Here is a 12,641-nt window from a genome sequence, read left to right as displayed (position 1 = left end):
GGTGCAATGAACAATGAAAGGAGTCGAAAAAAAAGTCCGGAAAAACGAGAAAAGGTAATAAAAAATTGCGAGCCGCACTGGTTGAAGCAGCACATTCGGCAGCAAGGACAAAAAACACCTACCTATCTTCCCAATACCAACGTTTGGCGGCAAGAGTTGGTAAAAAACGCGCAGCAGTTGCGGTTGGACATACCATATTAACAATTGCATATCACATGTTAAACAGAAGAGTACCCTATATTGAGTTGGGCGCAGATTACTTTGACCGACGAAAGAAAGAAATCGTGATCAAGCAATCTATCAAACGATTAGAGACTCTTGGTTGTAAAGTAACTGTTGAAGCAATAGCGTAATTATGGTCAAAAAAATATAGCTAAAATTCGAGACCCGGATCTTTTAAAAAAAAAATGGATCTTATAGGGTTTAGTTTCGTATTGCCAAAAATGCCCTTTTACCCGTTACTATTTTCAGGATAGTTCAACAAGGTTTCTATCTTTCCCAATCATCTGGAACCAAAAGCCATATTGCTGGAACTAAACATTCAATATAAACATCACTCTTCGGAAACTCTTCTTTGATGTATTTTATAACTACATCATTTATTGGTTTAATATCATCAACAGTACGCTTCAATGTAATGTTCTCTAGTTCATTGAAAGGTAAAAACATTGGAATTTCAGTTTCACTAAACCAGCCATCATAATAAGCACTTACTGGTCCACCCATTCCGTGCGGACAGGCTAACACTTCTTTTGACTTTTCTGTACAATGACACCACCAGGTAACGCCTTCGATAACCAAATCCTTATTTGTCAATTCATTTATAAAATCAACTACTAATTCATTAGCTGTTATCATATCAATATAGCCATTTCCGACAGGTTGTACTTTATATTCAGATAATAAAAATTCAAGTTCTTTTTGTATAGGTTTAGAATTAATTTTCAAATCATCTAAGTATCTCATTTCCACCCTCTTTTCATAAAGGTTATTGGGATTATTATATCATTTCTTCTTGCACTAACCTGCCCCGTTAGTGCAGCAAGCATAACTTCACAATTATGTATAAATATTAGCTTATATACACTTCTTCTTGAGTATCGACTCATAAAGATTAATAAAGATACTGCCAAAACATACATTATTTAATTTCCAAGAACAGTCAAACAAGGGTCTACTTGATTAACCAAGGCAATCATTTACGTCTCTCTCCATGTAAAAATGCACATCTCTTACTGGAAAAAAGTGTCCCAATTTATCTAGCAAAAACTGTGTCACCTCTTTAAAGCGGTCACAACTAGTCTATCAAACCTTATCGACAATTAAAGCTGATTTAAGGCAAATTCAATTATTTCACACTGATCGAGGAAATGAATTTAAAAACAAAACCATTGATGAAGCACTAGACACATTTAATATCAAGCGTTCATTAAGCATGAAGGGCTGCACCATGCAGTTGCGGAAGCTACATTTAAAATTATTAAAACGGAATTCGTCAAAGGAATGTATTTTGATAGTTTGGAACAGTTAAAGTTAGAATTGGATGATTATGTTCATTGGTTTAATCACATCAGAATTCACGGAACGCTTGGATATTTAAGCCCTATTGAGTACAAAAAGGAACACCTTAAAAAAGTTGTCTAGTTTAGTGTTGACAAACCAGTTAGAATACCACTGTAATTTTTTTAATTTCTATTTCCATTTTTAAATTGATTTTTCGAGGGTTAAAATTCCCTAAACAAACTTAATATTACAACTTGCGGAACCTGATAAGTTGTTTTGCATACCCTTGCTTTTATTTTCAATTCTAAGTTTTACATCTTGCCTCGTTATTTTACCGACTTAAAAATAATCGAAAATTTTTTTGTCAAATGCAGGATTAAGGAAAATGGGTTTTCATTCCACTTCTTTCGCTCCCTCAGTTTAATACGATTTTCTCCCGAATACTCGCTTATTCGCAGGATTTCATAACCATAGATATAGGAATAACAATCAATCCGCCCACAATTATCCATGGAATTATTAACAACCCCAAAGTTATCCACCACTGTGTCTTAAAAAGTATATTCCTGGACCAATAAGAAAATAGTTGTTTATTCAAACCAAATAGTTTCTCATAAATCTGCTCTATGTTCGGATTTTTATGCACTTCAGAAAAGCCACCAAATTTAGCAGCCTGATTTTCGATAATTTTTAGCTATGAATTTTGCAGCATTGACAAAATGGTCAACACTTCAGTCTGAAATGTGGATATATATCATCCATCCATCATAAACTTCTCTTTTTTTCTCTTCTTCCTCGAAGATTTCGTCAGTAACTTTTTCTATTTGAATATTGTTAGGGCGGAGAAAATTTATGGTTTCGTGCTCTTCATCAAATTGCTGAACAATACCTACCATGGTTGGATATTTTTGAATATACTCTTCATAGCATGATTGAAAGTCTTCGTTACAACGAGGATTTCCTTTTTCCAATTTCATTATCTTCTATATATGAAATAATAAATTCTTTCATAATTTCCTCCTTAAAAAACAAATTTTTTATAAGGGAAAATTTAAAAATACCAAAGCACTTAGGGAAGCCTATTATTCATTTATATCTAATCCAGATAAATTTAAAGAAAGTTCATCTAATACTAAAAATACACAACCAAAAACGGTTCTGTAATCGATATAGTCCCCTTTAACTTCAACATTTATCTCAATAATATTCCTTTTATTATGTATGTATTTTTCTTCAAATTGATTAAAATTAATACTTGTAACAGATACACTAATTTCCTCTAAGGATTTTTTTAGCTCTCTTTCAAATATTGAATTATTAAAGTTTTCCCTGAAGAAAATACGAATAGTAAATTTCATTTCAAATCCTCCTTCTACTTATGATTTGCCAAATCTTCCTTACTTAACCTTTTTTCGAATAACTTGTGTATCTTTTATCCCATTTAATTTATTCAACTCCCTCAGTTTAATACGATTTTCTCCCGAATACTCGCTTATTCGCAGGATTTCATAACCTTTCGGTTAGGTGAAACGGTAAATTGAAATGAGTTCAAATCATTATGGCTACCTGAAGGCATAGTTAAATAGAGGAGTAAATTATTACTCCATACTTTACCATATAGTACGTGCTCCACGCCGCCCTTGGAGGCTTTCCCTTCCATGTCTCAACGGGTCAATGCCCTATCATTCCTTCGTCATGCCTATCCAAGGGGTGGGAGGCCAATCATGCTAAACTAATGGGTCCGTGCCCTTATGTTGAAGAATCTGGTACTCCGTACATATTTGAAATCCTACGAATAAGCCAACATTCGGTAAATTTAAGTTTATATTTGTTCCTAAAAGGGTGATACTAATCTACATTGTTAGTAAAAGCTAATAGTTAATTCAAAGTCAACAGTGGACAGAAGTTGAAAATCCATTCTTCTTCCATTAACCTGCACCGTTACAAAAAAAATGGCCTTGCTTTTTTATTGGAAGCAAAGTATCAAAAGTTTAAGTACTTCTCACCCTCCTTTTTGTTTCGTAGCCTGTGTTAACGGTACCGCTCTTCTTTAAATGGATTTGCTGTCATCGAATAGCCAAGCTCTTCCCAAAAACCAGCCTCGTCTACTTTCATAAACTCAATCCCTGAAACCCACTTTGAGCCTTTCCATAGATAAAATACTTCTGGTGGAATAAACCTTAGTGGATAACCATGTTTTTGATCAATATCATGCCAATCATGATTTTTATCCTTCCAACGGTATACAAACAAAGAATCGTCCCCTAATAAAGGCTCTAGCGGCAGGTTTGCAGAATAACCAAATCTGTCCCCATTGTAGTATCCGTAAATTTTAATGTATTTTACACCTTCATTAATTTCAACAAATTTCAATAACTCTCTAAGTGCAATTCCTTCAAAAGTTGTATCAAATTTAGACCAGGTGGTAACACAATGCATGTTAACGCTTGATATGGTCTTTGGAAGCTCCATGATTTCCTTATAGGATAAGGACTTTTCTTCCTTCACCTCACCAAAAAGTCTGAAATCCCATGTGATTTCATTAAACTCGGGAACATCCCCTGTGTGCAGTATTGGCCATTTTTCTGTTTCGAATTGGCCAGGTGGAAGCTGCTTTTTCATCTTACACCATCCCTTTTTCATCTTAAACGTTAATTAAATCACAGTGCTTTGTATAGTTTGCTTCAAAATAATGAAAGCATACTGTAGTCAAATCCGTTATTTGAGATTTACCTAAAATTTGGAACCAGTATATTCCCATAAATTTCTTATTCCACTATCCTGCTCCCGTTACTTGAAGAAGAAAAAAGCGACCACTTTGTTAAGCAATCGCACCCGCTAGCTATATTTTTTTAATCTTTTTTACTTTGTTTTGCTTTGAAAAAATCCCCACCCTTTTGTTTCTCATCATCAGTTCCCCAATATATTTTTTTGTCGATTTGTTTTAACTTTGGAATATGTTTTGAACAATGAATATAAGCTTCATCAACTTTGATAATAACCCAACGTTCTGGTCTATTACCTTCTTTTTCTTTAATATCATTCATTATCTTTTCTGTCATCTTTAATGAGGCTAATTGTCCATTTTCTATAATAGAGGCTGTACCATTTACATGTAACCCAATGGAATGCTCAAAAAAATCTATAAACATTAATCCTATATGGGGATTTTCAATGATGTTTCCTAAACTTGCCATAACACCATTCCCCTTGTATTCAGGATATATTAATGTTTTATCATTAATAACCCTTACAAAACCTACTGAGCCAGCTCTAAAAGAGGAGTCACAGTTTCCACTAGAATCAGCTGTAGCAATAAACATCATACCTTGCTTAACTATAAAATGTATCATCTTATCATTTAGGTAATTAAGCATTTGGTTCTCATAAAAAGAGGATGCTTTCTTTATAGTCCCATGTTGTTCTTGCAGCAAGTGTTCCCCTCTTGACATTTTCTTTCAACCCTTTCAGTAATTCTGCCTTATATCTTAACACATAGTTGCTAGGTTATTATTCAATTCTTCAATTAACCTGCCCCGTTAGTTTAAATGAAATATCTCACAATTTCTAAAATTAGTTTTTAGGAAACTCCAGTAAACTATCTTCCCCTGTACAATTAATCTATGTATGATTTGATAGTTGGAATATATCAGTTAAAATTTGAATTTAGGCCAAATTATTAGATTTTTTTTTAAAGTCCTTTGGACCAATTAATCTATATATGCAAGTATTATTTTACCCTTATTAATTATTCATTTATGGAAATGTTATTTTTATGTAAATAAGCCAAAAATATATAAAGGTAAATAAAATCTTGTATATTTTCAACTTATTCCATATGATATCATCGCAAGAGTTCCTATAAAGATAGCAGGAAGTTTCAGAGGCAGCAAAGTCATCATACCCACCCCTCCAAGTAAAGTCCTATGTTTGTTAAAGTTAAAAACTATAAATACTTACTGTTGATAATGCTTCTACAAAAACAGAAAACTGACATTTTTCGTATCAGTGCTTACGTTTAATACGGTGGAAAATCATACTGTATATAAAGGCAGTTAATTGAATAAGTCTATATTTTTTTCATAATCTTCCTAAAAACGCGCTAAAAGCAGTGTGCTTCCATTGAGAAACACACTGCTTGGCTTTTTCCTATTCGGGTTATCTGAAGTTCAAATTTGTATTCTCGTTAGATCCTTTCGGCGATATACGCTTAAGACAATCCCAATTAATATCGCATTGAGCAGCGTTGGCATTAATCCATAACTTATAAAGGGCAAGGACATCGCAATGAATGGGAAAACACCTAGTGTCATTCCGATATTAGTCGCTAACTGTATCGTATAAAGTGCAACTGCACCGATTAGAAGAAGTTTTCCATACGAATCTTTTATCCTACTTGTGATGACAATGATTCTTACACTAAAAAGGAAAAGGATTAAAACTAGCATAATGGCAAAAAGCCAACCGTAATAGGAGGTTAAACTTACAAACACTAAATTAGTATGGGCCTCAGGAATAATTTCTTTGTTCATGGCGTTACCAAACCAGCCTGCTTTTAGCAGAAGCTCTTTCACACGCAGGATCATAAATCCTGGTCCATCCGAATACTTTTCCGGGTTTAGATAGGCCAACAATCGATCTTTCTGATAATAGTTTAAAAACTTCCAAGAAATGGAATTCACGAACAAGAAACAACTAACGGATCCTCCACAACCATGTTCTTAACTTCGATTTGCCGCTATATGTATGCATTCCTTTATAGCACTTAACAAATATATCCTGAGTTAGGTCTTCTGCTATGGTACGATTATTTACATATGAAAAAACAAGCTGGAGGACTTCCTGACCATAACTATTCATAATTTCGTCTATAAGTACTTCTTTGTCTTCTGTATCTAATACTTCCAAAGTCATTTCTTCCACGTCCATCCCTCCTTCATAAACAATAGACGATGTACTCCCAGATAAAGTTTTTAAAAACAGCCTTTTTTCGTAAAGGACAAACGACAGGCCCATCTCATTTAAATCGCACGGCTTTTCGTATTTAATTAGGAAAAATATGTTAATATTATTCTACTAAGCATAGTCAATTAAAGGAAGCAGGTTCTTTAATCTGAGCTGGCTATTTTATAGGAGGGGATATAAATGAAAAAAACTATGATTAGTGTGCTATCTATCCTTGTTTTAAGTTTTTTACTTTGTAATGTCATTGCTGAGGCAAAAACACGAATAGGCGGGACGAGGGGGACGAGTCCTAGCTATACCAAACCGTCTACGACGACTCCGAAGACTTCGCCGTCAAAACCGAGCTCAAGCAGTACAACGAACACAACGACAAAACCGACATCTTATTCTTCACTTACGACAAAATATCCAAAATCTACACGTTATTTTTCTGGCGATGTGTTATCAAAAACGCTTGTTTTTGGAACGGTTTTATTAATGCTAAACGATGCAAACGATGTTGAACCTACATATGCGGATGAATCAGGGAACGTTTATACGCTGGCTGATTTAGAAGAGATGGATGTACAAATACCAGAAGATGAACCAGTAGAAGATGATTTATATTCTGAAACGGTTAGTTTTGATGAAAATGAATCGGACACGGTAGTGCCTGAAGAAATAGAAACGGTATCTTCTTATGAAAATTTTGAAAACGAAACATACTCCGAAGAAGAAAATCACTCATTTAATTGGCTCTGGCTTATCCTCCCTGTAACTGTCGTAGTGATTGCATTATCTTTTTTACGGAGAACTAAAAGATCATAAGGGGAATGAAGATGAATATTTACGTGTTGCACGCAAATATGAATGGAACAACAGAAATATATTTGGACGTCGGATGAAAAGTAATTTTATTTGAAAAAAATCTACATTAATGCAGGCTCTTTTTCATACTATATTTTTGGGGTGAAAAAATGCCAAGAGTAAATTACAGAAGTTCAGACGTTGACTTAATGGCAAGGATGATGAGAGCGGAAGCCGAAGGTGAAGGAATACAAGGAATGTTATATGTTGGAAATGTAATTGTTAATCGTCTTAAAGCAGATTGTTTAGACTTTAAAGGTTTAAGATTAATTCGCCAAGTAATTTTTCAAGTACAAGGAGGGAATTTTTCCTTTGAAGCTGTTCAAAAAGGAAATGTATTTTATCAAAGAGCGAGAACTTCTGAGAAAAGATTAGCAAAACAGAATTTGGATTATTGGAGAGAACACCCTGGGAAATATGCCCTTTGGTACTTTAATCCATATGCTCCATGTCCTCCAACATGGTACGGTCAACCTCAATCTGGTCAATATAAAAATCATTGTTATTATGAACCAAAAGCTGGAACATGTGATAGTGTTTATAAAGGAAGTTAAGCTTACTCTTTGAGTAAGCTTTTTACATTTTCAGCACAATATCCTTTTTCGGTTGTTAATAGGACAAGGTGAATGTCCATCCGTCCAACTGGAATTTTTAAAAGTAACTTTTTTATTTTCATTTAGAGTAAATGTAGTAATATAGGTTTTATATGATTTTGAGTAAAGAAGGAGAATAAATTGACTGTAGAGAATAATAAGTACCAGAATCAATCATTGTTTAGTATCACGTGGCCTCTTTTTATCGAAATATCGCTTCATATGAGTATGGGAATTGTTGCTACGTTAATTTTAAGCGGATATTCAGACAACGCTGTTGCAGGAGTTGGAGTAGCCAATCAGATTCTTAATATTTTTATTTTAGTATTTAACATCACAGCCATCGGAGCGACTATCCTTATCGGTCAAAATTTAGGAGCAAACCGATTGGACCGGGCGCGACGCCTTGCAAGATCTTCCTTTGGAGTGAATTTCTGGTTTGGAGTTATGATGACCATCATTGTGGTTGCTTTTGGCGGTTTGTTTTTAAAATTTTACGGACTTAGCGGTGAAGTTTACGATTTTGCTTACACCTTCCTTACCATCATAGGTCTATCTCTTTTCCTTGAAGCCATATCTTTAGCTTTAAGTGCTGTTTTGCGCAGCTACGGACATACAAAAGAAACTATGGTCGTTACGGTCATCATGAATGTGATTAGTATTATCGGTTCCTTTATTGCCATTAAAGGGTGGTTCGGCCTTCCTGTAACAGGGGTTGCTGGGGTGGCCTATTCCATGTTTGTTGCCCGAATTTTTATCATTGTAGCACTGTTTTACTTTGTTTATAAACAACTAGCTTTAAAGTTTCATATAAAGGATATCTTTCAAATCAATAAGACCGATGTAAAGGAGCTCCTGTCGATCGGTATTCCATCCGCTGGAGAAAACCTTTCCTACCAATTTTCGCAAGTGGTGATTACAAGCTTTGTCGCACTTACCGGTGATGCAGCATTAGCCGCACGGGTGTATATATTAAATATATCGATGGTTTGCTTCCTGTTTACAGTGGCAATTGCCCAAGGGACACAACTTTTGAATGCCCGCTATATCGGAGCTATGCAATACGACAGAGCCCTGAAGAGGGGTCTTAAGACATTAAAAATTGCCGTCATTGTATCAGCTGCGGTTTCTCTTGCTGTTGCTCTCATTGGTAAGCCCATCTTAACTATATTTACAACAGATACTAACATTATTGCTATAGCACTTCCAGTATTGTGGGCAATTGTATTTATTGAACCTGGCCGTGCCATGAATATCGTCCTTATGGGTTCTTTAAAATCAGTAGGTGATGTACGGTTCCCAGTAGTCATTGGTGTGATCTGCATGTGGGGCATTGCCGTAGTATTTAGTTACTTTTTCGGAATTACACTTGGTTTAGGACTACTAGGAATTTGGCTGGCCCAAGGACTTGATGAATGTATACGAGGATTTTTCGCCTTGAACCGGTGGGTCTCCAAACCTTGGTTGAAGAAAAAAAGTGCAGAACAGAAAGTATCGCCAAGCGTGTCTTAGATTACTAGGTTACTTCGCTATCCTTGCTGCCAAAATGGCAGCTTTTTTTTTACAAACGGACCAGATTTACCAAAAGTGTTTGCTAATGATGCTAGTAGGCAAACTAACTATTACTATCATACGAAACGAAAAATAAAAAGCACTATATAAGACGATGATTGCCTAAATAGTGCCGTGTTAAAATTAGCCTCTTAAAACTCTAAAGGCTTCCCTTACTTTTCTTGCAAATTGCAGTGGCGGTTCAACTGATTCAAAGTGCATGTACATTGCTCTTGGTTGTTCAAACAACCAGTGATTATGAACAGCAGTAACGATAATGTCCCGTTTACGAAGTTCCGTTAATAAGGGGTTAATTTCTTCTTGTAAAAGAACTGTTTCACCTAAATTTAACGCATTCCCTTGTCGATCTAAATTTTCAAAAGAAAAAAATTGAGGATTAACTAGTGGAGAATGTGTTTCGCGTCCAAGAATTGTAAAGTTAATATCACGAAACTTTTGCACTAAACAAACTCCATTTTCATCTAGGCTTCCACTCCCACCGAGGATCCTAGCAAATTCTTGACATAGGTTTCTTCTCTCATTCCAACTCATCATGTAATCTCCTTTGTTATAGTTATTTTAGTAAAAGGATTTCCCTTTGCTATTACACTATGATTTACTTTTTAATTTTGAGTGGACAAGAGTTTAGTGATAGTTATTTTTTTTGCTGCTTTCTTACGGAATCATTATTTTATACGTCAAACGGTTTGGGGTATTCTGTAATCTATTTAATTCCATTTTTCCTGCATTAATTGTTTGGCAATGGTATATCCAATGAGGAATGCTGCTGCAGATGTGTTGCCATCAACCGTAAAGGGAATAATCTGTGCATCGGCAACTATTAGATTATCGACTCCATGTACACTTCCAAAACGATCAACTACGCCACCTTTATTCAATGGTGCCATTCGTAGTGAACTTTGTTGATGGTGATTATGACCAAAGTTTTCTTTAATGAAATTTTCAAGTTGTTCATCATCATTCATTGTTTCAAGTGTTGGATTTACCAGCTGGTATGTTGGATCAATGTTTGATAGTTTTTCTGCAATATTTTTAATATACGTCCTATAAATCTCTTTAATGGAGTTGAGGTCATACTCGTTTTCAAGAAAACCTTCATCAGCAAGTACAATATTTAAGGGATCATTATTTTGTATTTTAATCGTTCCTCGGCTTTTTGGTTTTAAAAATAGAATCGCAATGATTAAATTTCCCTCTGCTGGAATTCCTATAAGTTGTACTGCTCTACTGCGATCACTTCTTCCTGAAAGAGGATGAGGCAAGAAGGCTCCACCTGTATAAAGGGAAAACGGGTCGTTTTGAAGTTCAGGAATATCCTTTTGATTCATCGTAAAGGTAGCGGTGTTTAACGTATGATTGGTTAAATATTTACCAACATTGGGATTATCAAAAACAATTGGTATGCCAGTCTGTTTTAAATCCTTGGAAGGTCCAATCCCAGATAACATGAGAAGCTGGGCACTGTTTATCCCTGCTGAAATAATCACTTTTTTCCGGGCAAATGCTTGTACCATTCGCCCTTCTTTAAGAAATTCAATTCCAATTGCCTCCTTACCCTCGAATAGAATGCGGAGGGCGGTTGATTTATAAAAAACCCTTAATTTTCGATCATTTACTCCAATTCCATCGGGAGTCATGATATCTGAAGATAAAAATGCAGTTGAGGAACTCTCACGCTCTCCATTCGATCGCTGATATAATTGCCATCGGTTAAAAGGACCCAGTGGAGTTCTGGGGTCATTATAATCAAGAATATTAGGAAAGCCTGTTGCATCCTTTATCGCTGAAACTAATTTTTTCGTTACATGTGGAGGATTAGTAGGAGTTTGTCTGATATTTAAACGACCATGAAAGCCATGAATTACTGGATTATTCGTTTTCCCATCATAATTTTCTAACTGTTTGAAGTTTTGAATCGCTTGTTCGGGTGACCACAACGAACCCAAAAGCCTTTCCCATTCCTTTAATACTGCTGGTGTAGGTCTGACATACTGTTCCCCATTGATGGAAGATCCCCCGCCTGAAAGACGGCCTGTTGTCCATTCAAAAGCTCTTTCATCCACCTCTGGTTGTGGTACACCTTCTCCTTGCCAAAAATACTGTGGGAAAAACTTCTCTTCAAGTTCAGGAGCAAATCTAGAATCTCTAATTGGCTGATCCCGATCATTATTTTCTCCTGCTTCCAAAACGAGTACCGAGGTTTTTTTATCATCTGTAAGTGTCTTAGCCATAACTGCACCAGCAGGTCCAGTCCCCACAACAATATAGTCAAATATATTTTTTGACCGGCTTTCATTCATATTGCATTCCCCTTTTTTTTCAGTTTAATTATCCTATGAAAAAACACCGGGGGAGTAGTGGGTAAGATACACCTATTCACCCTTCCTTTTTGTTATTTTAGAATATATTTTATAAGAGAAGTTCTGAAAGTGGATGGTATATTTTTAACCGAATTGGATGGTTAATAATTGTTCTAGTTGAGATATTATTTAATTAATAATAAACCCTAATAATAAATTAAAGCTTTAATGGAGATGATGGAAAATGACCTGGGCTGTAATTTCGATAATTCTTTTAAGTATTGTAAAAATATTAATGACTTGTCTTCCAACTGGTCCTGTGGAATGGCTTATAAGGAAATTTGAAATTCATTCAAAACTTAGTGAACCGAATGTCACTGTAACAATTGACGGAAAACTCTTAGAAGGTAAAGACAAAATTCAAGTTATTCATTCCTTTAACGAAGCAACATTTTTAAAGCAGCATTATATATTTCCAGGGACCGAGGAATTATATTTGCATCCAGAGAACAGTGAGACTCCATTAGTTATTGATACACAAAGAGGCAAAAAAGATGTTAGGTTATTTGTTTTTAGCTACAACGATCGCATTGATGTAGTCAAACAGTACAAGAAGAAAGTAGTTGCGTATAGTCTCCTTTCAGATCATCTCCAAAAAGGTTCTTTGGCCGTACAGGGGATTTAGTTTAATAGATCAGAAGAAAGTCGGTTTCAACTATTTGTGAAAAGTTGTACTTAATCTATCGGAGTGCGATTGTTGACTAGAAAAACCTACACCTATCCTCAGCTTTTCTAAAAATTGAATAATAATTTTACTCTTATTTGAAAATGAACACGGGAGCCTTATGCCTGTGTTCATTTT

12 protein-coding genes and 3 pseudogenes are annotated in these 12,641 nt (G+C 35.2%); 6 read left to right on the top strand and 9 right to left on the bottom strand.

Annotated features, from left to right (window positions below):
* Positions 1 to 26 precede the first annotated feature (26 nt).
* Positions 27 to 353 (top strand): annotated as a pseudogene (locus J7E66_RS17645) (IS110 family transposase); the annotation flags it as partial.
* Between the two features lie 136 nt (positions 354 to 489).
* Here J7E66_RS17645 and J7E66_RS17640 read toward each other — a convergent pair.
* Positions 490 to 966, bottom strand: coding sequence for a hypothetical protein (locus tag J7E66_RS17640; RefSeq protein WP_215002213.1), 477 nt, complete (start codon positions 964 to 966; stop codon positions 490 to 492).
* Positions 967 to 1,285: 319 nt separating this feature from the next.
* Here J7E66_RS17640 and J7E66_RS17635 point away from each other — a divergent pair.
* Positions 1,286 to 1,644, top strand: a pseudogene (locus J7E66_RS17635) (IS3 family transposase); the annotation flags it as partial.
* Between the two features lie 590 nt (positions 1,645 to 2,234).
* On the opposite strand, the gene J7E66_RS17630 reads toward J7E66_RS17635, so the two are convergent.
* The 6 genes and pseudogenes from J7E66_RS17630 to J7E66_RS17605 form a co-directional block, all read right to left on the bottom strand.
* Entirely contained in the window at positions 2,235 to 2,474 is a 240-nt protein-coding gene (locus J7E66_RS17630) for a hypothetical protein (RefSeq protein WP_215002211.1), read from the bottom strand.
* Between the two features lie 111 nt (positions 2,475 to 2,585).
* Complete coding sequence (locus tag J7E66_RS17625) at positions 2,586 to 2,861, bottom strand: hypothetical protein (protein WP_098935020.1); 276 nt, start codon at positions 2,859 to 2,861, stop codon at positions 2,586 to 2,588.
* Positions 2,862 to 3,534: 673 nt separating this feature from the next.
* A complete protein-coding gene (locus J7E66_RS17620) occupies positions 3,535 to 4,125 on the bottom strand; it encodes a molybdopterin-dependent oxidoreductase (RefSeq protein WP_215002209.1) in 591 nt (196 codons plus the stop codon).
* Between the two features lie 230 nt (positions 4,126 to 4,355).
* Complete coding sequence (locus J7E66_RS17615; RefSeq protein ID WP_251032981.1) at positions 4,356 to 4,937, bottom strand: pyridoxamine 5'-phosphate oxidase family protein; 582 nt, start codon at positions 4,935 to 4,937, stop codon at positions 4,356 to 4,358.
* A 735-nt stretch (positions 4,938 to 5,672) separates the two neighbouring features.
* Complete coding sequence (locus J7E66_RS17610; protein WP_308162534.1) at positions 5,673 to 6,185, bottom strand: FtsW/RodA/SpoVE family cell cycle protein; 513 nt, start codon at positions 6,183 to 6,185, stop codon at positions 5,673 to 5,675.
* A 19-nt stretch (positions 6,186 to 6,204) separates the two neighbouring features.
* Positions 6,205 to 6,426: pseudogene (locus J7E66_RS17605) on the bottom strand (sigma factor); the annotation flags it as partial.
* 222 nt (positions 6,427 to 6,648) lie between these two features.
* Between J7E66_RS17605 and J7E66_RS17600 the strand changes: the two are divergent.
* From J7E66_RS17600 to J7E66_RS17590, 3 genes are all read left to right on the top strand, one after another.
* A complete protein-coding gene (locus J7E66_RS17600; protein WP_215002203.1) occupies positions 6,649 to 7,275 on the top strand; it encodes a hypothetical protein in 627 nt (208 codons plus the stop codon).
* 149 nt (positions 7,276 to 7,424) lie between these two features.
* Positions 7,425 to 7,868: a cell wall hydrolase gene (locus J7E66_RS17595; protein ID WP_168241952.1), complete on the top strand. Its 444-nt coding sequence runs from the start codon at positions 7,425 to 7,427 to the stop codon at positions 7,866 to 7,868.
* 180 nt (positions 7,869 to 8,048) lie between these two features.
* Entirely contained in the window at positions 8,049 to 9,419 is a 1,371-nt protein-coding gene (locus tag J7E66_RS17590) for an MATE family efflux transporter (protein WP_215002201.1), read from the top strand.
* A gap of 183 nt (positions 9,420 to 9,602) precedes the next feature.
* Here J7E66_RS17590 and J7E66_RS17585 read toward each other — a convergent pair whose 3' ends face one another.
* A complete protein-coding gene (locus J7E66_RS17585; protein WP_215002199.1) occupies positions 9,603 to 10,010 on the bottom strand; it encodes a DUF1259 domain-containing protein in 408 nt (135 codons plus the stop codon).
* Positions 10,011 to 10,186: 176 nt separating this feature from the next.
* Positions 10,187 to 11,779, bottom strand: coding sequence for a GMC family oxidoreductase (locus J7E66_RS17580; protein ID WP_215002197.1), 1,593 nt, complete (start codon positions 11,777 to 11,779; stop codon positions 10,187 to 10,189).
* A 244-nt stretch (positions 11,780 to 12,023) separates the two neighbouring features.
* On the opposite strand from J7E66_RS17580, the gene J7E66_RS17575 reads away from it, so the two are divergent.
* On the top strand, positions 12,024 to 12,464 hold the full coding sequence (locus J7E66_RS17575) for a YfmQ family protein (protein ID WP_215002195.1): 441 nt from the start codon (positions 12,024 to 12,026) through the stop codon (positions 12,462 to 12,464).
* Positions 12,465 to 12,641: the final 177 nt, after the last annotated feature.

Source organism: Bacillus sp. ISL-7 (assembly GCF_018613065.1).
Note: the sequence above shows the minus strand (reverse complement) of the source record. Positions and strands in the feature narration are given on the sequence as shown.

Bases quoted from the DNA above. Each gene is read 5' to 3' on its own strand.
- J7E66_RS17640 (WP_215002213.1), bottom strand. From the start codon at position 966: ATGAGATACTTAGATGATTTGAAAATTAATTCTAAACCTATACAAAAA.
- J7E66_RS17625 (WP_098935020.1), bottom strand. From the start codon at position 2,861: ATGAAATTTACTATTCGTATTTTCTTCAGGGAAAACTTTAATAATTCA.
- J7E66_RS17620 (WP_215002209.1), bottom strand. From the start codon at position 4,125: ATGAAAAAGCAGCTTCCACCTGGCCAATTCGAAACAGAAAAATGGCCA.
- J7E66_RS17600 (WP_215002203.1), top strand. From the start codon at position 6,649: ATGAAAAAAACTATGATTAGTGTGCTATCTATCCTTGTTTTAAGTTTT.
- J7E66_RS17595 (WP_168241952.1), top strand. From the start codon at position 7,425: ATGCCAAGAGTAAATTACAGAAGTTCAGACGTTGACTTAATGGCAAGG.
- J7E66_RS17585 (WP_215002199.1), bottom strand. From the start codon at position 10,010: ATGAGTTGGAATGAGAGAAGAAACCTATGTCAAGAATTTGCTAGGATC.
- J7E66_RS17580 (WP_215002197.1), bottom strand. From the start codon at position 11,779: ATGAATGAAAGCCGGTCAAAAAATATATTTGACTATATTGTTGTGGGG.
- J7E66_RS17575 (WP_215002195.1), top strand. From the start codon at position 12,024: ATGACCTGGGCTGTAATTTCGATAATTCTTTTAAGTATTGTAAAAATA.